The organism is Pseudomonas sp. MAG733B, assembly GCF_036884845.1.
Taxonomy (GTDB): Bacteria; Pseudomonadota; Gammaproteobacteria; order Pseudomonadales; family Pseudomonadaceae; genus Aquipseudomonas.
Window position 1 is genome coordinate 5,369,386 of the sequence record NZ_CP145732.1, and the last position, 19,776, is coordinate 5,389,161.

The following is a 19,776-nucleotide window of genomic DNA, read 5'->3' on the forward strand; positions in this document are numbered from 1 at the left end:
AAACCCGGTTGGATCAACCGGGCCTGCGTGACAAGCCAGCTAAAAAGGTCAGTCCAGCACTTCACTCAGCGGAATGAAGTAAACGCCGTCACCTGCAACCAGTGTGCGATTTTCCAGCACTTCAACCAGCCCATCGGCCCACGCGGCACTGCGCAACACACCGGAACTCTGGTTTTTGTAGATGATGGCCTGGCCATTCTCCAGTCGACCGCGCAAGTATTCACGTCGATTGCCGGCGATGGTCCAGTCAAATCCTGCCGGCACCTGCACCTTCAGCAGCTCCACCTGTTTGACGCCCTGACGCCGCAAAATATAAGGCCTGGCCAATAGGGCGAAGGTCACTAGAGTCGATGCCGGATTACCGGGTAAGCCAATCACCGGTACCCCACGAAAATGTCCAAATGTCAGCGGTTTGCCGGGTTTGATGGCGAGCTTCCACAAACTCAGCTCCCCTTCCTCCCGCAAGGCAATACCGAGAAAGTCAGCCTCGCCCACCGATACACCACCGGTAGAGAGAATCAGATCGACATTCTGCAAGTCACCCAGTCGTGCTCGCGTGGTTTCCAGATTATCCGGAAGAATCCCGGCGTCGATCACTTCACAACCCAACCGCTGCAACCAACTGCAGAGCAAAACGCGGTTGCTGTTATAGATCTGTCCTGGCCCAAGCGGCTGACCTGGCTCAATCAACTCATCCCCGGTGGACAGAACCGCAACGCGCACCTTGCGAACCACGTCCAGTTCGGCACACCCCAGCGAGGCAGCCAGACCTTGTTCAATCGGCCCCAAACGGGTACCCGCCGGCAAGATCAGTTCACCGACCGTGGTTTCCTGGCCTTGTGGACGAATGTTCTGCCCAATGCTCAAGTGCTCGGTGAAACGTACGCGTTCATCCGCCAGCACTTCGGCGTTTTCCTGCATCTCGACGCAATCGGCCCCGGCGGGAACAGGCGCACCCGTGAAGATTCGAGCACACGTACCCGGCTTCAAGGGTTCAGGTGCCTGCCCGGCAAAGATCTTCTGGCTGACGACCAACGGCTCTGCGGTCCAGTCAGCCATGCGCAAGGCATAACCGTCCATGGCGCTATTCGGCCAGGGTGGCAAATCGAGGGTCGACACCAGATCATCGGCCAGGACACGCCCCTGGACCTGCGCCAGCGGCAGACGCTCACGTTCGACAATCCTTGAGTTGTCGGCCATTTCCAGCAAACGCGCCAGCGCCACCTCGACCGGCATCAGGCTGCCGGACTTGCCTGGCTTACCCGCGGGATTCACAGGGAGCCGCCTGTTTCAGATGAGTCACGAAATTGCAGGGGCGATGCCGCGAATCCAGTTGCTCGCCAAGAATGCCGTCCCACCCGGTGCGTACGGCATTGGTCGAGCCCGGCAAGCAGCAAACCAGCGTGCCGTTGGCCAAACCTGCCAAGGCGCGCGATTGCACGGTCGAGGTGCCAATGTCCGCTACCGAGATTTGCCGGAACAGTTCACCAAAGCCATCGACTTGCTTGTCGAGCAAGCAGCTCACGGCTTCCGGCGTGCTGTCGCGCCCGGTGAAACCGGTGCCGCCAGTGATCAGCACCACCTGCACGACATCGTCGGCAATCCAGTTGGCGACTTGCGCGCGAATTTTGTAGAGGTCATCTTTAAGCAACACCCGGCAAGCCAGGTTATGGCCGGCAGCCGTCAAGCGGTCGACGAAGACCTGGCCTGAGGTATCGGTTTCCAGGGTGCGGGTGTCACTTACCGTCAGCACTGCAATGTTGAGCGGCGCGAAAGGTACATCAGCCTTGGCTTTCATAGGCTCGTCCAGTTGTAGGAGAAACAGCCCGGTGTTATATCACAGCGCCCCCATTTTTCGCCGCCCCCACGGAGACGAGCCATGAATCCGAGTTCACAATTACCACCCTGCTCCATTCTCCTCCTGGCGGGCGGACGCGGCCAACGCATGGGCGGTCAGGACAAAGGGTTGGTGGAATGGCACGGCGAGCCGCTGATTGCACATCTGCATCGCAAGGCTCGCCCGCTGAGCGATGACCTGATTATCTCCTGCAACCGCAACCTGGAAAAATACGCGCCCTACGCCGACCAGTTGGTTCATGACGACGAAGGCGACTTTCCGGGGCCATTGGCAGGCATTCGTGCGGGCCTGAAAGCGGCTCGCCATACCCACTTGCTGGTCTTGCCCTGCGACGTGCCGCGCATCGATGAAGCACTGCTCACCAGCATGCGCGAAACCGCCAGCCAGCATCCCGACAAACCGTTGATGTTGCGCCATGATGAGCATTGGGAACCCTTGTTGTGCGTGATTCCCGTGGCACTTCGCGACGACTTCGAAAGCGCATGGAGCGACGGTGAACGCAGCCCGGGCCGACTCATGCGCAAGCTGGGTGCAACTGCGCTACAGTGCCCTGACAACGATCCGCGTCTGGCCAACCTGAACACGCCGGAACTGTTAAGCGAACACAACACTGTGTCAGACTGAACGCACCCGAGGAACTTGCACGTGCTGCACACGTCTGAAGTTCAGTAACCAAAGAATTCATTTTCGGAGACACACCCATGACTCAACGGACCCTGGCCACTTTCATGCTCGCACTGGGCCTCGCTACCCTCGCCGGTTGCGCATCGCCTACAGTGATCACCTTGAATGACGGTCGCGAAATCCAGGCCGTCGACACGCCAAACTATGACAAGGATTCGGGCTTCTACGAATTCGAACAACTGGATGGCAAACAAACCCGCATCAACAAGGATCAGGTTCGTACCGTTAAAGAGTTGTAATCTTCGCGGCGACACCGGATACAAAAATGCCCCGACTTGTCGGGGCATTTGCTTTTCTGGCACGGCAACTTACGGGTTGGGTTCTTTCGCAAGCTTGTCCACCCGGGTCAATGCCTGCGTGGCTTCGGTGATGCATTTTTTGTCGTCGTTCGCTGCGTTGGCCGCTTCCGCGCTGGCCTGCATCCGTTTGACTTCCATGGTGGTGTTTTCGGACGTAGCCGGCAGGGTGGTGACCTTGTCCCTGAGCTCCTGGAGCTTGATGGTACAAAGGTCATGGTCTGCAGCAAACACAGGATTGGCCAACATTGCAGCGCAAATGAACATTCCAGCGAAAACGGTACGCTTCATGGGTATCTCCTTGCTTGGAAGGACTCGGAGCTGCCGAATGATCTGGCTGGACTGCCGAGGACTTTGAACGCCACGTTCGTGGGGCCTGTTCAAATGACTACGAACCTGACCACAAATTCGTTTTTTTCAAACAATACTCCAGCGCGGACAACAATCCTCCTGATCACCACTGCAGGGTGATCGTGCTCTCGAACTCTCTTTCCTGTCCCGTGACCGGGTCCACGAACTTTAGCCCTTGCGCCAGCAACTTCAATGGATTGGCGTAATCATCCTCCACATCCTTGAGCACCCGAGGATAAAACGGGTCGTTGCAAATGCTCGCGCCCAACGCTGTCATGTGCACCCGCAATTGATGTTTCTTGCCCGTCACCGGGTAAAGGCCATAACGCCAGAGATCGCCGTTCTTCTCCCTGACCTCGACAGCCGTTTCGGTGTTGCTGGCGCCCGGCCCTTCCTGCATACGGAAGAAAGGTTCACCGTCAATGAGTCGACTTTTATGAACCAATGGAAACGAGAGCTCCGGCAATGCTCGCGCGATGGCCTCGTAGCGTTTTTCGATCTGCCGTGTAGGAAACAACGACTGGTAGGCCGAACGGCTTTGAGGATTGGCGGAAAACAGCACCAGCCCCGCCGTATGCCGGTCAATGCGGTGCAAGGGCACCAGGTGCGGATTATCCAGGCGACGGATCAGCCGCCTCAGCAGGGTTTGTTCAACGTACTCACCGGCCGGCGTCACCGGCAGAAAATGCGGTTTGTCCGCCACCACCAGATGCTCGTCCGCGTACAGGATCGACTCCACCAGCGGGATCGGTTTTTCGTCCGGCACTTCCCGAAAGTAGTGAATGCGCAGCCCTTCCTTGTAAGGCAGATCGAGAGCGATTGGCGCCCCTTGCCCATCAAGCACGCGGCCACGCGCGATTCTGTCCAGCCATTGATCACGGCCAATGGCGCTGAAGTGCTCGCACAGGCAATCGAGTACGGTCTGCCACGAACCAGGCGGCAAGTAGAGTGTGCTGGCCTGGCTGTGTGCGGCAGAAAAAGGTGAAGTGGACATACGAAAGCTCTAACCCTCAATGCAGAGCGGCATTATCCAGCAGCGAGGGGAACGAACCTAGCGGAGAATCCTCAGGCCGGTATCTGTTTGCGCGCCGCCGCCTCGGTGTACTCCTTGAGCCAGCGCAGCACATCGACCGCCTCCCAGCGCCCCGGGTCATACAGCGCATACAACAAACCCTGATAGCCCACGACATCCAGTTGCCGGTGATAGCCTGCACGCTGGAACAAAGCTTCGATTTCAGCGAAACAGGTATTGAAATGCAGTTTGTTGAAAGGCGTTTTGCCTTCGGTTACCAGACCGTCCAGACGCAATTCGAGGACAGCCTCGCGTACCACGTCAACCGACATCCGGTTCACGCTGCTCTTCAATTGTTCGACGTTGACCACGATTCATCCCTCTCACGCCCGGACTTGCCTGCCCATCCTTTGAAAAACGGATGACAGCGCAGCAATCCGAATAACTGTATGCGCATACAGTATCCGAATCACTGCGGATAAGCCAAGGGGATCAACCGTAAAGTTCGACAAACGGGAATGGCGTTATCGCAAAAGACTAAGTTAGGAACGCCACCACTTCATCGGCGCCGAACGGCCAACCCAGCTCAGCGCCGGTATCAACCCGTCGCAGCACCGGAATGCGCAGGCTGTAAGCCTCGAACCAGGTTTCGTCGTCAGCGATGTCCACCAACTCCACCAGCAGACCCCGCTCGACAAACTCCATCAGCATGGCTTCGGCCACTTCACAGAGGTGGCACCCAAGGGTGCCGAACAGCTGACATTCAGGAGGCATGAGCGCTCAACCGAAAAATGTGAGTGACTATTCTAGGCCCACCCTAAAAAACCGTCGAGCCATTGAATCCTCGCGCCACACCTCAATCCTGGCTGACAGCGCCAATCTTGTGCACCGACAAATCCGCGCCGTAATACTCTTCCTCCTGGCTAAGACGCAGACCATGGAACGCCTTGATCGCTCCATACACCGCGAAGCCTCCGGCCAAAGCAACGACCACGCCCAGTGCCGTGCCGATCAACTGGCTGATCAGACTCACGCCGCCCAGGCCGCCCAATGCGCTCTGGCCAAAGATGCCGCAGGCAATCCCGCCCCACACACCACACAAGCCATGCAACGGCCACACGCCCAGCACATCATCGATATGCCATTTGCCTTGCGCGGCGGTAAAGCACCAGACAAACAATGCCCCGGCGATGGCACCGGTCACCAACGCGCCTACGGGATGCATCAAATCGGAGCCGGCACAAATCGCCACCAGTCCGGCCAGAGGACCGTTGTGCAGAAAGCCCGGGTCATTGCGCCCGACAATCAAGGCGGCCATGGTGCCGCCGACCATGGCCATCAACGAGTTCACCGCCACCAGCCCGCTGACGCCTTGCAGGGTTTGCGCGCTCATCACGTTGAAACCGAACCAGCCGACAATCAGGATCCACGAGCCCAATGCCAGAAACGGAATGCTCGACGGCGCGAAGGCCACCAGGCGCCCTTCGCGGTATCGACCATTGCGTGGTCCCAGCAGCAACACCGCTGCGAGTGCCAGCCAGCCGCCCATGGCGTGGACCACCACGGACCCGGCAAAATCATGGAAGCTGGCACCAAAGCTTTTCAGCAACCAGGCTTGCAAACCGAAGTTGCCGTTCCAGATCATGCCTTCGAAGAACGGATAGATGAACGCCACGATCAGTGCTGTCGCGCACAGTTGCGGCACGAATCGCGCACGCTCGGCGATGCCTCCGGAAATGATCGCAGGGATCGCCGCCGCAAAGGTCAGCAGGAAGAAAAACTTCACCAGCCCGTAACCGTGATCGGCGTTGATCACCGCCGCCGGTTGCATGAAGGTCACCCCGTAGGAAATCCAATAGCCTATAAAGAAGTAAGCCAGCGTCGAGACGGCGAAGTCGCTGAGGATCTTCGACAGCGCGTTGACCTGGTTTTTTTGCCGAACCGTACCCACTTCAAGAAAGGCGAAACCGGCGTGCATGGCCAGTACCATCACCGCACCGATCAGAATGAACAACGTGTTGGAACTATGGACCAGGCTGTCCACAGCGCTTTGCAGATTTTCCATGGATTAGGCAGACCTTAAGGCTGTAAAAAAGCACCAAAGCAGTTCGTGCGGGCAATCCATGCACCAAGTTGTGACGTACCGAATCCGCTCCGTCACTCCCGATGAACCGCTTCGGCGCACAGGGTTCGTCAACGCCAATCACGACCGAGACATTGACTCGTGTTTTGATTGTTTGAGTTATGGTTTCAAGCAAATCATGCCCAGCAACAGCGCATCACGCAGGCTGACGCACCACGACACAGCAAAAGTTGTACCAGTCATTTGTACTGAACCTTCGCGCAAGGCTCATACTCGAACGCTTCAGACGCCACTTATGGAGATCACCAATGGCCAGCACCAAGGCAAAGACTGCTCAAGAAATCCTGATGACCGACTTTCAGACCCTGGTCAGCGACACCGAACGGTTGCTGGAGCACACCGCTTCCCTGGCCGGGGATCAGGCCGATGACTTGCGCGACCAAATCCACGACAGTCTGTTGCGTGCACGGGAAACCTTGAAGCTGACCGAAGACTCCCTGCGCGAACGCGGCAAGGCTGCCGTCACGGCCACCGAAGACTATGTCCAGGCCAACCCATGGCAAGCGGTCGGGATCGCGGCCGGCGTGGGCTTTCTGATTGGCCTGCTGGCGACTCGGCGCTGATATGGCTCTCGGTGAATCCGGCCCTGACGAAACGGGCCAAAGCTCCTCACCGCGACGCCTGGGTGCCGCATTTCTTGGATTACTGCACAGCCATGTCGAACTGTTCGGCATTGAACTGCAGGAGCAAAAGGCCCGTACCGTAAGCCTGCTGTTGTTTGCAGGTCTGGCATTGGTATTTGCCTTGCTGTTGCTGGTGGGCTTGTCGACGCTGGTGATGATTGTGTTCTGGGACACCTATCGCCTCGCGGCCATCATCGGCCTTTGCGTGTTCTATACCCTCGCGGCAATCTTCTGCGGCGTGCGCTTGAGAGCGGCGATTTTCGATGAATCCTCGCCCTTCCACGGCACCCTGGAAGAACTGGCCAACGACCGGGAGCGCTTGCTGCCATGAACCTGCCTGAATTGCCTCGAAACAGTTCGCGCACGGAAATGCGCAAAGCGCTGATCCGCTTGCGCATGGAAATGCATCGCCAGGAAATCCGCCACGAATCCACGCAACTGCTGCAACCGCTGCGGCGTGTTCGCGGGATGACGCAAAATCTGCAGGACGGATTCGGCATCAAGCACGCCCCGCTGTGGGGCGTTGCTGCTGTCACTTTGCTCGGTTTTTTGACTGGCAAAGGTGCGAAAAGTGGCGGTGGAATTACCAGCCTCACCCGACTAGTCCGACTGGGCACCACGTTGGGGCCTCTGATCAAGCTGGTGCTGCAAGGCTCTTCGCGCAAGCACTAGGCTGTCACTTTCTGGCTGCATTCTTGCAAAGACCACGGGATGAACCTCTCTATCGAGGGGTTCGACCCTGCGTGCCTACCCGGCGACCAGGCTCTTTCCAAAAACAAGATCAACCAAGGAGGCCTTGTGATAGACGGGCAACCGCTCGCCTGCTTTCAGCCGTTCATCGATACAGCTACCGGCCGGATCGCGGGTGTCGAAGCGCTGGGGCGACTGCGTCAGGCCGACGGTCAGTTGGCTTCCGTGGGACCACTGTTCGCTGACCCCAGAACCAACGCCATCGCCTTGCGTCGCCTTGATCGCCAGTTGCGCGATAACGCCTTGAGCAGGTTGCATGAAGCACCCTCTGAATGGTTTCTAAGCCTGAACATTTCCCCGCGCTGGATCAGCCGCTTGCGCCCCGACCAGCCGCTGCCAAGTCTCAAGCAACTGAGCAAATACGATGTCGACCCGCAGCGAATCGTTTTCGAGATCACCGAACTGGGGGGCGATATCCAGCGCCTGGCCCAAGTGGTGGCGCGTTACCGGTCAGCCGGTGCCCGCATCGCCATCGATGACTTCGGTGCCGGTTATTCCCAGCTCGATCGCGTGCTGGCGTTGCAACCGGACATTCTCAAACTCGACATGCGTCTATTCCAGGCGGCAGCGCTGGGCGGGCCGAGCAGCGACGTGGTCAAAGCCCTGGCGCAAATGGCCGAGAAAACCGGTTGCTGGATCATCGCCGAAGGCGTGGAAACCGACGCTCAGCTCAATTTTGCGCTGGAATGCGGTTCACGTTACGTGCAGGGTTTTCTGTTCGCCGGAGCACAAGAAGACTTCTTTACCACCGACGCCTTTGTCGAGCGTTTTGCACAACTGCGTCAGCGCTACGTTCAGCAGAAACTCGCCGAACGCGGTCGTTTGATGATCATGCGCCAGCAACTCAGCGAACTGATGGCGATCCTGCAAGCATGGGCTCAGGCGCGCGCGCCGCTCAGCGCCTTGCCGCAATTGGACGCCTTTCCCTGGCTGCTGCGCTTCTATCAATGCGACCGTCACGGCACCCAACTGACGCCGAACCTGGAATGGCGCAACAATCGCTGGGTCGCCGACAATCGCTACCTGGGCCATAACTGGTCCTGGCGTCCGTACTTTTATCAGCTGCTGGCCGAAGGCTGGGATGAGCGGCGACTGACCCTGTCCAACACCTATCGCGACGCCACCAGCAACCAGTATTGCCTCACCGCCGGGCAATTTTTTGACAATGGCGAGCGCCTGCTGCTCATCGATATAGATGCAGTCGGGTTGTAGTTGCACTTGCAGGTCGTGATGCGAACCGGGAAGCTGGGGCAATCAGTCACCTGACGGAGAGACCCAGCCTTGGATTGGCAAACCCTGCTTACCCGCGAACGCCTCGGAAAGCCCCTGCACAGCCCGCAAGAACTCGGCCGCAGTCCTTTTCACAAAGACCATGACCGGATCATCTTCTCGGGGGCGTTTCGCCGTCTCGGGCGCAAGACCCAGGTTCATCCGGTCTCCAGCAACGACCATATCCACACACGCCTGACCCACTCGCTGGAAGTCAGTTGCGTCGGCCGTTCGCTGGGGATGCGCGTTGGCGAAACCATCCGCAGTGCACTGCCTGACTGGTGCGAACCCAGTGATTTGGGGATGGTGGTGCAATCGGCCTGCCTGGCCCACGACATCGGCAATCCACCGTTCGGCCATTCCGGCGAGGACGCGATACGTCACTGGTTCCAGCAAGCGGCCGGTCGTGGCTGGCTGGACGCAATGACTGAAGCCGAGCGCAATGACTTCCTCAATTTCGAAGGCAATGCCCAGGGCTTTCGGGTTCTGACTCAGCTGGAATACCACCAGTTCGACGGTGGCACACGACTGACCTACGCCACGCTCGGCACCTATCTGAAATACCCGTGGACGGCCCAGCATGCCGACTCGCTGGGCTACAAGAAACACAAGTTCGGCTGCTACCAGAGCGAGCTGCCACTGCTGGAGCAGATCGCTCAGAAACTCGGCTTGCCGCAACTCGAAGAACAGCGCTGGGCACGTCATCCACTGGTGTACCTGATGGAGGCCGCCGATGACATTTGTTACGCCCTGATCGACCTCGAGGACGGCCTGGAAATGTCGTTGCTGGAATACGCCGAGGTCGAGTCGTTGTTGCTGGATCTGGTGGGCGACGATCTGCCGGAAACCTACCGTCAGCTCGGCCCCGGGGATTCGCGCCGACGCAAACTGGCCATCCTGCGCGGCAAGGCTATCGAACACCTGACCAATGCCGCGGCCCGCGCCTTTGTCGAGCAGCAGGATACGTTGCTGGCCGGTACGCTGCCCGGCGACCTGGTGGAGCACATGCACGGCCCCGCCAAACGTTGCGTCCTGAATGCCAAAGACATGGCACGCAAAAAAATCTTTCAGGACAAGCGCAAGACCCTGCACGAAATCGGTGCCTATACCACGCTGGAAATCCTGCTTAATGCCTTCTGTGGCGCAGCGCTGGAGCAACACAACGGTCGAACGCCATCATTCAAGAGTCGAAGGGTCCTCGACCTGTTGGGTAACAATGCACCCGATCCTAACGGCTCGTTACACACTTCTTTTCTACGAATGATCGACTTCATCGCCGGCATGACCGACAGCTACGCCAGCGACATGGCGCTGGAAATGACCGGTCGCTCCAGTCATTGACGAAATCTGGTTATCGGCCATTACAGCCTCTGCGATGGCCGATCAACCACCAAGACTGCAAGCGCGTTCAACACTCGCTGAATTCCCCTACAACACTTGTCGAGGGAACTGATCGAATTCCCGTTATTCTCGCGAAACAATCATGCCTTCCCTCTGTTCGACAGAAGAAGCGTGAGCACCTTATGTTCAAAGACAACTTGCGTATTTTGCTGGTGGAAGACCATCCATTTCAGCTCAGGGCCACTCAATACCTGCTCGAAAGTTACGGCTTTACACAATTGACCACCACTGACAGTGCCGAAGGCGCATTGCAAAAGATGTTCATGGCTGCGCAGCCGTTCGATATTCTTTTGTGCGACCAATGTTTACCCGACCTTTGCGGGCTTGATCTGGTCAAGTTCGCCACTCATCGAGGGATGATCAAACAGGCAATACTGCTAAGTAGCCTGACGCCCGCCGAACTGGACAGCCTTAAAAATCTGGCGAATGCGCATGACTTGCCATTACTGGGTTATTTGATCAAGCCATTACAACAATCCGAATTCAGAAAACTATTAACTTTGATTTCATAGTAAGAAAAACCGGGAAAAGCCAATGTAATGATCAAAAACGGCACATTCAAGATCAAAACCGAGGATCAGCAACCTTCATTCAGCTTCGCAAAAATCTAGTTAACACGTAAGCCCATTCTTTTTCGCTTGTAGGACTATTCCTATATTGCTGCTACAGGTACATCAGTTCATACGTGACATCAACTATCTGAGCTAAGGTGCGCGCTTTATTTCAGCTCGCATGGGATTTGATTATGAACTCCGTTTTTATTGTCGACGATCACCCTGTCATCCGACTTGCCGTTCGAATGCTGCTTGAACATGAGGGTTATAAAGTCGTCGGTGAAACCGACAACGGGGTCGACGCCATGCAAATGGTCCGCGAATGCATGCCCGACCTGGTCATTCTCGACATCAGCATTCCCAAGCTGGATGGCTTGGAAGTGCTGGCCCGCTTCAACGCAATGAGTACTCCACTGAAAACATTGGTATTGACTGCACAGTGCCCGACACTTTTCGGTATTCGCTGCATGCAGTCCGGTGCTTCGGGATATGTGTGCAAACAGGAGGATCTCAGCGAACTGGTCAGTGCGATTAAAGCGGTATTGTCAGGTTACAACTATTTTCCAAGCGAGGCATTGAATCCGGTTCGCGGTGATGAAGCGCGTTGCGCCGAACTGGAACTGTTCAAATCAGTCAACGACCGGGAACTGATGGTATTGCAACTTTTTGCACAAGGTCGAACTAACAAGGAAATTGCCAAGGGCATGTTCTTGAGCAACAAAACCGTCAGCACTTACAAAAAACGCCTCATGCAAAAACTCAAGGCCAAATCACTGGTTGAACTCATAGAGATGGCAAAACGTAATGCGCTAGTGTGAGAGTCAGGATGCCCAGCCGTTTGAAGAAATGCCTGATACTGATGACCGCGGGCCTATGCCTGAGTACCACGTTGTTCGCGGGACAAAGTAGTGGAAACTATGCCCTGCTGAGTCGCTCGACAGTCGGGCATCTGGAAGTCCAGCTGGACCCATCACAAACACAATGGCTGAAAAGCAAACATGAATTGATCCTCGGCACTTCAGCGCCGGATTATCCGCCTTTCGACCTGACCCTCAGCGGCCACGATTATGAAGGATTCACCGCCGACTACGCCGGTATCCTCGGCAAGGCGACCGGCCTGCCCATCACGATCCAGCGCTTTGCGTCCCGGGGCGCGGCCATTGAAGCGCTCGAAAATGGCGAAGTGGATTTGCTCGGTACCGCCAACGGATTCGAAGCGCGTAGCGCCAACATCGTACTGTCCAAGCCCTACGCCGTGGATCAACCGGTACTGGTAACGCGTGAAGGTGAAACCCGCTCCCTGACCGATGGCCTCGCCGGCATGCGCCTGAGCATGGTGTATCACTACTTGCCGCTGGATGAGGTCAAGGCACTGTATCCAAAGGCGATCATTACCTCTTATCCGTCTTACCAAAATGCGATCAATGCCGTTGCCTTCGACCAGGCCGACGTGTTTCTCGGCGACACCATTTCCACCCACTACATGATCAACAAGGGGTACCTGAACAATATCCGCATGGCCAACTTCGGCAAACACGAAGCCTACGGCTTCAGTTTTGCGGTGCATAAAAACAACCCTGAGCTGCTCGGGATCATCAATGCGATGCTCTTGGCCATCCCCACCAGCGTTCGAGAAAACATTGCCAAACGCTGGAGTGCCGGCAGCGACATTCTGCTCACCGATCACAAACTGGAGCTCAGTTACAGCGAGGAGCGCTGGCTGGCGCAACATCCGGTAGTCCGCGTAGTCGTCAACGAGGCATTCGCGCCGCTGACGTTTTTCGACAGCGCAGGTAACTTCCGTGGGATTGCCGCGGACTTGCTTGAGCTGATCAGGTTGCGCACAGGATTGCGCTTCGACATCCAGCGCAGCCGCAACGACAATGAAATGATTCAACGCATCAAGGACAACCAGGCTGATGTCATCGCAGCACTGCTCCCGAGCGAGCAACGGGACACCCTGCTCAATTTCAGCCGGCCGTACCTGCAGAACTCCTATGTCCTGCTGACGCGCAAGACCGCAGACAGCCCCACCAACCTCACCCAGCTTCAGGGCAAGCGCCTGGCAATCGCCCATGGCAATCCGTTGATGGACTATTTGCGCAACGAGTTCCCGCAAATAAAGCTCATCGAAACCCCAGACACCTTCAGCGCTGTCGAGATGCTCGCAGAGGGTCAGGCAGAAGGTGCGGTAAATTCGCTGGTGATCGCCAATTACTTCATTTCCTCGCGACTCTTTGACCATACCCTGCAAATCAGCACCACCATCGGTACAGAACAAGCCGCGTTCTCCCTGGCGACAGGCCGTGAAGCCAAGGAACTCAATGACATCCTCAACAAGGCCCTATTGAGTATCGCGCCGGAGGAGCTGGGCATCATCAACAGCCGCTGGCGTGGTTACTCGGCGTCCTCACAAAACACCTGGCGCAACTATCATCGACTGTTCTATCAGATCGTCATCGCTGCCGGCGTGCTGTTACTGATTTCCGTGACCTGGAATGCCTACATGCAGCGCCAGATCAATCAGCGCAAGGCAGCCGAGCGCGCGCTGAACGATCAATTCGAATTCATGCGCTCGCTGGTCAATGGCACGCCTCATCCGCTTTATGTGCGAGATCGCCAGGGACTGTTGCAAAGCTGCAATGAGAGTTACCTGCAAGCCTTCTGCGCCAGACGCGAAGACGTTATCGGCAAGAGCGTCATCCAGGGCGCCATGAGCAATGCGTTCGAAGCCCGCGAATATCAGGCCGACTACCAGCGTGTCGTGGCCGAGGGCAGACCGCTGATTCTCGACCGCGCATTGCACATTGGGGGTCGCCGGCTGACGATCTATCACTGGATTCTCCCCTATCGGGATTCAAGCGGTGAGGTGCAAGGCATTATCGGTGGCTGGATCGACATCAGCGAACGGCGGCAACTGTTCGACGACCTGCGCAGTGCCAAAGAGCGCGCCGATGAAGCCAACCGGGCCAAAAGTACGTTTCTGGCGACCATGAGCCATGAAATCCGCACGCCGATGAATGCGGTCATCGGCATGCTCGAACTGACGCTGAAACGAATTGAACACCACCACCCTGACCGTTCGGCCATCGATGTGGCCTATCACTCGGCGAAGGATTTGCTGGAACTGATCGGCGACATTCTCGACATTGCGCGCATCGAATCCGGGCACCTCAGCCTGAGCCCGGAGCGTGTCAATCCGCGAGAGATCGTGGGGGCCGTAGTACGGATCTTCGATGGTCTGGCCCGGCAGAAAGAGCTTGAACTGCATCTGGACTTCAACCCGGCCAATCCGCCAATCGATGTACTGCTGGACCCGCTGCGCTTCAAGCAGGTGCTGTCGAATCTTGTCAGCAACGCCATCAAGTTTACCGAGCAGGGCCAGGTCCGGATTACCGTCGACCTGCGCCCGACCGCCGAGCCCGATCAAGTGCTGTTGCAACTGCAGGTTGAGGACAGCGGTATAGGGATCAGCGAACAGGATCAGCAGCGCCTGTTCGAGCCTTTTGCCCAGGCCGATAACGCCGTGCGGTCGGCCAGAGGCGGTGCCGGGCTTGGCCTGGTGATCAGCCGCAGCCTGTGCGAAATGATGGGCGGCAGCCTGCAATTGAACAGTCAGCCCGGCAAGGGGACGCAAGTGCGAATGTCACTGCCGCTACCTGCCCTGCCCCGTGAACCCATGGTGGAGACGATTGAAACGCAGATCCAGACCGCCAGCATCCCGTTGAATGTTCTGGTGGTCGATGATCATGCGGCCAATCGCTTGCTCATGTGTCAACAACTGGAGTTTCTGGGACATCGATTCAGTGTCGCGGCAGACGGCCAGGAAGGGTTCGAGGCGTGGAAAGCCGGAGCATTCGATCTGGTGATCGCCGATTGCAACATGCCGGTCATGAATGGCTACGAACTGGTCCGAGCCATTCGCCGACACGAACAGTCAACGCAACAACCGCCATGCACTGTGCTGGGTTTCACCGCCAATGCTCAAGCGGAAGAAATTCGACGCTGCAAACACGCCGGGATGAATGACTGCCTGTTCAAACCCCTGACCCTGGCCGCCCTGAGCCAATGGGTTGAGGGCATCGCACCGACGTCCCGCACTCCGGCCTTCAACCTGGAAGGGTTACAGCAATTGACTGGTGGCAACCCGGTATTGAACCAGCGTTTGTTGACCGAGCTGCTGAACAGTAACCGTCTGGACCGCCAAGGGTTGCAGATGCTTTACGGCTCCACGGATCCGCAGGCATTTCTCGACATCGCCCACAAAATCAAGGGCGCCGCCCGGATCGCTCAGGCTTTTCGATTGATCGACAGCTGCGAGGCGCTCGAAACAATCTGCCGCGCCCCATTCCAGGCGGAAAAAGTGGCCAAATGCTGTACGGCGGTGGAGCGCGCCCTGATGGAACTGGACCAGGCATTGCTGCAACAAATCGGCGAAAACGACGGAAGCAGAATGACAGAGGCTTAACTATGCTTGGACGCTGAGCAGTGTGTTAACCATCACGGAGCGACCTGCATGCCCAGCCCACTGCGTCCGGATCAACGGCGATTTCCCCTGCACGTTCATATCAGCGTGATGTTTACCTTCCTGCTGTTGCTGACCGGGGTAGTACTGGGCATTTTCAATTATCGGCAAACCACACAAATCATCCTGTCCAGCAGCGAGAAGCTATTCAATCGCATCGAACAGGATGTCCGCCTCGACCTGCAGGCCACCTACGAACCGATTCGTCATCTGCTGAGCCTGCTGGTCGTCAATCCTGCGATCCAGGCGCCGGACCTGGAGCAACGCCTGGCGCTGCTCAGGCCCTTCAGCCAGTCGTTGATCGATAACCCTGATCTGGCGTCGCTGTACCTGGGTTATGGCAACGGTGATTTCTTCATGGTTCGCCCTTTGCGCACCGCACATCTGAAAACACTGCTCAAGGCCCCGGACTCAGCGGCTTATCAAGTGTGGAGCATCGAGCGAAGCGCTAGCGGCCAGGCGCATTCCCAATCCTTGTTTTTCGATCAGAACCTGGCCTTGATCAGTCGCCAGGACAATCCCGAGGACCCATACGATCCGCGCAGCCGCGCCTGGTTTACCAGCGCCAGCCGCGACAACGATCAGATCACCACCGAACCCTACGTCTTTTTCTCGACCCACAACGTCGGCACCACCCTGGCCCGGCGCAGCGGCGAGCAGGTGGTGATGGGCGCCGACCTGACCCTGGCCGAACTCAGCGCCACCCTGGCCAAACATGTGGTGACCCCTTCCACGGAGATCGTGCTGTTCGATGCCCAAGGCAATGCGATCGCCTATCCCGACGCCAGCCGACTGATCATCGACGATCAGACCGCCCGCCTGATCAAGGCCGCTGATCTGAGCCCCAGCCTTGGTGCGTTACTTAAAAGCCCTCCCGAAGGCAATCGCCTGAACGCTTACGGTCGCCAATGGATCGTGGCCCGCAGCAGCATGCAGGAAGGTGGCCCCCAGGGACTGCAACTGGCGCTGCTGGTGCCGGAAGATGAATTGCTCGCCGATGCTTACCGCATGCGTTGGCAAGGCGCGCTGATTACCCTGGCAACGTTGCTGTTGTGTGTGCCATTGGGTTGGATGACATCGCGCATTCTGGTCAAACCCCTGCGCGCCCTGGTGCAGGAAGCGGATGCGATTCGCAGTTTCGATTTCAACTTTCCAATGTCCAGTCGCTCTCCGGTACTCGAAGTCGATCAACTGAGCGTGTCGATGGCGCGCATGAAAGACACCCTGACGAGTTTCTTCCAGATCACCGACAGCCTGAGTGCCGAGACCCGTTTCGCGCCTTTGCTGGAACGGGTGTTGTTTGAAACCGTGAAAATCGGCCAGGCCCAGGCCGGCCTGATCTATCTGCGCGAAGGTGACGGCGATCGCATGGAACCCCACGGGCTGGTCATCAACGATACCGCGCAGCCCCTGGCGTCATTCGACATCGGCGCCCACGAGCTTCAAAACCCACAGAGCCCGGCTTGGTTGCAGCAGTTGTCGAGTGCCGACAATGTCGTCAGCAATCTCGGTTTCGAGCAGGCCGGGGATTTGCAGAAAGTGCTGCTCGCACTGGAATGTCCCCGGGTTCATCTGATCGGCATCCGTTTGCACAATCGTCATAACGAAACCGTGGGCCTGTTGGTGTTTCTGCTGGCCGACAGCGGCGATCAAAGCGACCTGGAAAAACTTCGCCCGGACCGCATCGCGTTTCTACAGGCCGTGTCCGGTGCCGCCGCGGTGAGTATCGAAAGCCAGAGGTTGCAAGCCCGGCAAAAACAATTGCTGGACGCGTTCATCAAGCTGCTGGCCGGTGCGATTGATGCCAAGAGCCCTTATACCGGCGGGCATTGTCAGCGTGTGCCGGTCCTGACCCTGATGCTCGCTCAGGCCGCCGCGGCCAGTGAAGACCCGGCCTTCCGCAGCTATCAACCTACCGACGATGAATGGGAAGCCCTGCAAATCGCCGCCTGGCTGCACGACTGCGGCAAGATCACCACCCCGGAATACGTCGTGGATAAAGCCACGAAACTGGAAACCCTGAACGACCGTATCCACGAAATCCGCACCCGCTTCGAAGTGCTCAAGCGCGATGCGTGGATCAGTTACTGGCAAGCCATTGCCAAGGGGGGTGACGAACAACCTCTGGCGCAAATACGCGACGCGTCTTTGGCAGAGCTGGATGACGATTTCGCCTTCATCGCCCGCTGCAACCTCGGCGGCGAAGCCATGGCCGAGAGCGACCTGCAACGCTTGCGCAACATCGGCCAACGCACCTGGACACGAACCTTGGATGACCGACTGGGGGTTTCCTGGGAAGAAAACCAGCGTCAGGCCCGCAACCCGGCGCCGACACTGCCGGTCACCGAATCACTGCTCGCGGACAAGCCCGAGCATCTGTTCGAACGCGCCGAAGCCGAGCTGATTGCGCCGGACAATCCCTGGGGCTTCAAACTCGATGTACCGCGCTACAAGTACAACCGCGGCGAACTCTATAACCTGAGCATTGCCCGGGGCACCCTGACAGGCGAAGAGCGCTACATCATCAATCACCACATCGTGCAGACGATCCTGATGCTCAGCCACCTGCCCTTCCCCGAGCATCTGCGCAACGTCGCGGAGATTGCCGGCGGTCACCACGAAAAAATGGACGGCACCGGCTACCCCAAACGCCTGAAGCGCGAGGACATGAGCCTGCCGGCGCGGATGATGGCGATTGCCGATATTTTCGAAGCGCTGACCGCGGCCGATCGCCCCTACAAGAAAGCCAAGTCCTTGAGCGAGGCGCTGGGCATCATGGCGTACATGTGCCGCGATGCGCATATTGATCCGCAGCTGTTCGAGCTGTTCATCAACGCTCACATTTATTTGCAGTACGCCAAGCGTTTTCTCGACCCACAACAAATCGACGCGGTGGACCCTTCAGGCCTGCTGATCAAGGCAGGCCTCAAGGTTTGATCAGCAATCGGTCAGGCGCAGGAAAATCGCTGCCAGTTGCTCGATACCGGCCTGATCCTCGGCGGTGAAACGCGCCAGTTTCGGGCTGTCGAGGTCCAGCACACCGATCAGGCGACCGTCCTTGACCAGCGGCACGACCAGTTCGCTGTTCGACGCGCTGTCGCAGGCGATGTGCCCGGGAAACGCGTGTACGTCTTCGACCAGTTGAGTCTGCAAGGTTGCCGCCGCCGTACCGCAAACGCCACGACCGAAAGGAATCCGTACACAGGCGATCTGCCCCTGGAACGGGCCCAGCACCAGCTCTTCGTTGCGATTGAGGTAGAAACCGGCCCAGTTCAGGTCATCGAGCTGGTTGAACAGGAACGCCGAGAACTGCGCGGCGTTGGCGATGAAATCCCGCTCGTCCGCCAGTAGCGATTCCAGCTGTGCGTGCAGCATGCCGTAGCCGTCGAGGCCCTGGCCGCTCTTTTGTAAATCGATCATGCCTTGTGCTCCAACAGTTTCAGCCCGACCCAATAGCGGGCAAATTGATACGCGCAACGTCCATTGCGATTGCCGCGCCCCGTAGCCCAGCGCACCGCGAGGATGTCCAGCTCTTCGCTGCGTTGCCACTTGAGGCCGGCCTTGTCGGCCAGTTGGCCGATCCAGTGTTCGACGACGTTGAGAAAGTGTTCCTGGGTAAACGGATAGAATGACAGCCACAGGCCGAAGCGATCTGACAGGGCGATTTTGTCTTCCACCGCCTCGCTGGGGTGCAATTCGCCGTCGACCCGTTTCCAGTTTTCGTTATCGCTTTCCTTCTCCGGCACCAGGTGGCGACGGTTGGAGGTGGCGTACAGCAACACATTGTCCGGCGCCTGTTCGAGGGAGCCGTCGAGTACACTTTTGAGTACGCGATAATCGCCCTCGCCCGACTCGAACGACAGGTCATCGCAGAACAGCACGAAACGCTGCGGCAGTTTGGCGACTTGTTCGACCACCCGTGGCAAGTCCGCCAGGTGATCGCGCTCGATCTCGATCAGGCGCAAACCGGCCTTGGCGTGCTCGGCCAGCAAGGCGCGGACCAGCGACGATTTACCGGTGCCGCGCGAGCCCCAGAGCAAGGCATGGTTGGCCGGCATGCCATCGAGGAACTGTTGGGTATTGCGCCCCAGTTGTTCCACTTGGCGGTCGACGCCAATCAGGTCGGACAGGCGCATGTCGAGGCTGACTTCCAGCGGCAGCAGAAAACCGCTGCGACCCTCGCGCTGCCAGCGCGCGGCCAGGCAATTTGTCCAGTCGATGGATTGCCGAGGGGTGGGCAGCAGCGGTTCGATACGGGCCAGAACGGCATCGGCGCGTTCAAGAAAAGCATTCAATCGGGAATCCACGTC

General features: G+C 57.8%; 20 protein-coding genes. 11 read left to right on the forward strand and 9 right to left on the reverse strand.

Annotated elements, in window-relative coordinates:
• Positions 1-48: 48 nt before the first annotated feature.
• On the reverse strand, positions 49-1,275 hold the full coding sequence (gene glp, locus V6Z53_RS24415; RefSeq protein ID WP_338582201.1) for a gephyrin-like molybdotransferase Glp: 1,227 nt from the start codon (positions 1,273-1,275) through the stop codon (positions 49-51).
• A complete protein-coding gene (gene moaB / locus V6Z53_RS24420) occupies positions 1,259-1,798 on the reverse strand; it encodes a molybdenum cofactor biosynthesis protein B (RefSeq protein ID WP_020796825.1) in 540 nt (179 codons plus the stop codon). Before moaB ends, glp begins: the two co-directional genes overlap by 17 nt.
• Before the next feature lie 81 nt (positions 1,799-1,879).
• Between moaB and mobA the strand changes: the two genes are divergently transcribed.
• Both mobA and V6Z53_RS24430 read left to right on the forward strand, forming a co-directional pair.
• Positions 1,880-2,482 (forward strand): molybdenum cofactor guanylyltransferase MobA, encoded by a 603-nt coding sequence (gene mobA / locus V6Z53_RS24425; protein WP_338582205.1) that lies wholly within the window; start codon positions 1,880-1,882, stop codon positions 2,480-2,482.
• A 77-nt stretch (positions 2,483-2,559) separates the two neighbouring features.
• Positions 2,560-2,781, forward strand: coding sequence for a YgdI/YgdR family lipoprotein (locus tag V6Z53_RS24430; protein ID WP_008055112.1), 222 nt, complete (start codon positions 2,560-2,562; stop codon positions 2,779-2,781).
• 69 nt (positions 2,782-2,850) lie between these two features.
• Here V6Z53_RS24430 and V6Z53_RS24435 read toward each other — a convergent pair whose 3' ends face one another.
• From V6Z53_RS24435 to V6Z53_RS24455, 5 genes are all read right to left on the reverse strand, one after another.
• Positions 2,851-3,129, reverse strand: coding sequence for a hypothetical protein (locus tag V6Z53_RS24435; protein WP_338582209.1), 279 nt, complete (start codon positions 3,127-3,129; stop codon positions 2,851-2,853).
• A 163-nt stretch (positions 3,130-3,292) separates the two neighbouring features.
• Positions 3,293-4,183 carry a pseudouridine synthase gene (locus V6Z53_RS24440; RefSeq protein WP_338582211.1) on the reverse strand — a complete coding sequence of 297 codons (891 nt, stop codon included), beginning with the start codon at positions 4,181-4,183 and terminating at the stop codon, positions 3,293-3,295.
• Between the two features lie 71 nt (positions 4,184-4,254).
• The gene (locus V6Z53_RS24445) at positions 4,255-4,572 is read right to left on the reverse strand and encodes a transcriptional regulator (protein ID WP_338582212.1); all 318 of its coding nucleotides are present in this window, start codon (positions 4,570-4,572) and stop codon (positions 4,255-4,257) included.
• Positions 4,573-4,738: 166 nt separating this feature from the next.
• Positions 4,739-4,975, reverse strand: coding sequence for a glutaredoxin family protein (locus V6Z53_RS24450; protein WP_338582213.1), 237 nt, complete (start codon positions 4,973-4,975; stop codon positions 4,739-4,741).
• Positions 4,976-5,057: 82 nt separating this feature from the next.
• On the reverse strand, positions 5,058-6,266 hold the full coding sequence (locus tag V6Z53_RS24455) for an ammonium transporter (protein WP_338582215.1): 1,209 nt from the start codon (positions 6,264-6,266) through the stop codon (positions 5,058-5,060).
• Between the two features lie 326 nt (positions 6,267-6,592).
• Here V6Z53_RS24455 and V6Z53_RS24460 point away from each other — a divergent pair, with 326 nt between their 5' ends.
• The 9 genes from V6Z53_RS24460 to V6Z53_RS24500 all read left to right on the forward strand — a co-directional run bounded on the left by V6Z53_RS24460 (position 6,593) and on the right by V6Z53_RS24500 (position 18,403).
• Positions 6,593-6,907, forward strand: coding sequence for a YqjD family protein (locus V6Z53_RS24460; RefSeq protein ID WP_338582217.1), 315 nt, complete (start codon positions 6,593-6,595; stop codon positions 6,905-6,907).
• Between the two features lies 1 nt (position 6,908).
• Positions 6,909-7,298 (forward strand): phage holin family protein, encoded by a 390-nt coding sequence (locus V6Z53_RS24465; protein ID WP_338582219.1) that lies wholly within the window; start codon positions 6,909-6,911, stop codon positions 7,296-7,298.
• On the forward strand, positions 7,295-7,639 hold the full coding sequence (locus V6Z53_RS24470; protein ID WP_338582221.1) for a hypothetical protein: 345 nt from the start codon (positions 7,295-7,297) through the stop codon (positions 7,637-7,639). Before V6Z53_RS24465 ends, V6Z53_RS24470 begins: the two co-directional genes overlap by 4 nt.
• Positions 7,640-7,765: 126 nt before the next feature.
• On the forward strand, positions 7,766-8,929 hold the full coding sequence (locus tag V6Z53_RS24475; protein ID WP_338582223.1) for an EAL domain-containing protein: 1,164 nt from the start codon (positions 7,766-7,768) through the stop codon (positions 8,927-8,929).
• 69 nt (positions 8,930-8,998) lie between these two features.
• Entirely contained in the window at positions 8,999-10,327 is a 1,329-nt protein-coding gene (locus V6Z53_RS24480; RefSeq protein WP_338582225.1) for a deoxyguanosinetriphosphate triphosphohydrolase, read from the forward strand.
• A 182-nt stretch (positions 10,328-10,509) separates the two neighbouring features.
• On the forward strand, positions 10,510-10,899 hold the full coding sequence (locus tag V6Z53_RS24485) for a response regulator (protein WP_338582227.1): 390 nt from the start codon (positions 10,510-10,512) through the stop codon (positions 10,897-10,899).
• Between the two features lie 233 nt (positions 10,900-11,132).
• A complete protein-coding gene (locus V6Z53_RS24490) occupies positions 11,133-11,759 on the forward strand; it encodes a response regulator transcription factor (protein WP_175389648.1) in 627 nt (208 codons plus the stop codon).
• Between the two features lie 8 nt (positions 11,760-11,767).
• Positions 11,768-15,409 (forward strand): transporter substrate-binding domain-containing protein, encoded by a 3,642-nt coding sequence (locus V6Z53_RS24495; RefSeq protein ID WP_338582229.1) that lies wholly within the window; start codon positions 11,768-11,770, stop codon positions 15,407-15,409.
• 48 nt (positions 15,410-15,457) lie between these two features.
• A complete protein-coding gene (locus V6Z53_RS24500) occupies positions 15,458-18,403 on the forward strand; it encodes an HD domain-containing phosphohydrolase (RefSeq protein WP_338582231.1) in 2,946 nt (981 codons plus the stop codon).
• On the opposite strand, the gene V6Z53_RS24505 is transcribed toward V6Z53_RS24500, so the two are convergent.
• Both V6Z53_RS24505 and V6Z53_RS24510 read right to left on the reverse strand, forming a co-directional pair.
• Positions 18,404-18,886 (reverse strand): GAF domain-containing protein, encoded by a 483-nt coding sequence (locus V6Z53_RS24505; RefSeq protein WP_338582233.1) that lies wholly within the window; start codon positions 18,884-18,886, stop codon positions 18,404-18,406.
• Positions 18,883-19,773 (reverse strand): ATP-binding protein, encoded by an 891-nt coding sequence (locus tag V6Z53_RS24510; RefSeq protein WP_338582235.1) that lies wholly within the window; start codon positions 19,771-19,773, stop codon positions 18,883-18,885. Before V6Z53_RS24510 ends, V6Z53_RS24505 begins: the two co-directional genes overlap by 4 nt.
• Positions 19,774-19,776 lie beyond the last annotated feature (3 nt).

What these genes read in the sequence shown, in the direction of transcription:
- moaB (WP_020796825.1), bottom strand. Translation starts at nt 1,798, where the DNA reads ATGAAAGCCAAGGCTGATGTACCTTTCGCGCCGCTCAACATTGCAGTG.
- mobA (WP_338582205.1), top strand. Translation starts at nt 1,880, where the DNA reads ATGAATCCGAGTTCACAATTACCACCCTGCTCCATTCTCCTCCTGGCG.
- V6Z53_RS24430 (WP_008055112.1), top strand. Translation starts at nt 2,560, where the DNA reads ATGACTCAACGGACCCTGGCCACTTTCATGCTCGCACTGGGCCTCGCT.
- V6Z53_RS24435 (WP_338582209.1), bottom strand. Translation starts at nt 3,129, where the DNA reads ATGAAGCGTACCGTTTTCGCTGGAATGTTCATTTGCGCTGCAATGTTG.
- V6Z53_RS24440 (WP_338582211.1), bottom strand. Translation starts at nt 4,183, where the DNA reads ATGTCCACTTCACCTTTTTCTGCCGCACACAGCCAGGCCAGCACACTC.
- V6Z53_RS24450 (WP_338582213.1), bottom strand. Translation starts at nt 4,975, where the DNA reads ATGCCTCCTGAATGTCAGCTGTTCGGCACCCTTGGGTGCCACCTCTGT.
- V6Z53_RS24455 (WP_338582215.1), bottom strand. Translation starts at nt 6,266, where the DNA reads ATGGAAAATCTGCAAAGCGCTGTGGACAGCCTGGTCCATAGTTCCAAC.
- V6Z53_RS24460 (WP_338582217.1), top strand. Translation starts at nt 6,593, where the DNA reads ATGGCCAGCACCAAGGCAAAGACTGCTCAAGAAATCCTGATGACCGAC.
- V6Z53_RS24465 (WP_338582219.1), top strand. Translation starts at nt 6,909, where the DNA reads ATGGCTCTCGGTGAATCCGGCCCTGACGAAACGGGCCAAAGCTCCTCA.
- V6Z53_RS24470 (WP_338582221.1), top strand. Translation starts at nt 7,295, where the DNA reads ATGAACCTGCCTGAATTGCCTCGAAACAGTTCGCGCACGGAAATGCGC.
- V6Z53_RS24485 (WP_338582227.1), top strand. Translation starts at nt 10,510, where the DNA reads ATGTTCAAAGACAACTTGCGTATTTTGCTGGTGGAAGACCATCCATTT.
- V6Z53_RS24490 (WP_175389648.1), top strand. Translation starts at nt 11,133, where the DNA reads ATGAACTCCGTTTTTATTGTCGACGATCACCCTGTCATCCGACTTGCC.
- V6Z53_RS24495 (WP_338582229.1), top strand. Translation starts at nt 11,768, where the DNA reads ATGCCCAGCCGTTTGAAGAAATGCCTGATACTGATGACCGCGGGCCTA.
- V6Z53_RS24500 (WP_338582231.1), top strand. Translation starts at nt 15,458, where the DNA reads ATGCCCAGCCCACTGCGTCCGGATCAACGGCGATTTCCCCTGCACGTT.
- V6Z53_RS24505 (WP_338582233.1), bottom strand. Translation starts at nt 18,886, where the DNA reads ATGATCGATTTACAAAAGAGCGGCCAGGGCCTCGACGGCTACGGCATG.